A 241-nucleotide genomic window follows, 5' to 3' on the forward strand; every position below is an offset into this window, starting at 1 on the left:
GTTCTGCGCTTGCTTTCATGATTGCAGGGAACAAGTCCTGCGCCGAGATCGTGCAAATGGTGGAGGAGGGAGACGAGCGGGGATTGATTGCTGGCTACGCGTACAACTCCCTATTCGCTGCGAGCGACTTGCTGGAAAGACCTGGCCACGCTCCAGAAGCCGCAAGAGATCGCCTCCTGGCAATGGTCGGGCAGGTGGACGTCGCCAAGAGCGCCTCGCCAGACGAAGACAAGAGGTACTG

At 59.3% G+C, this 241-nt stretch carries 1 protein-coding gene; it reads left to right on the plus strand.

The features are described from left to right. On the plus strand, positions 1-241 hold a 241-nt coding region (locus ACLJNW_RS28065), incomplete at both ends, for a hypothetical protein (RefSeq protein ID WP_410961893.1).

The sequence above is a fragment of the Salmonella sp. SAL4457 genome (assembly GCF_046548235.1).
In the GTDB taxonomy this organism is placed as follows: Bacteria; Pseudomonadota; Gammaproteobacteria; order Enterobacterales; family Enterobacteriaceae; genus Salmonella; species Salmonella enterica.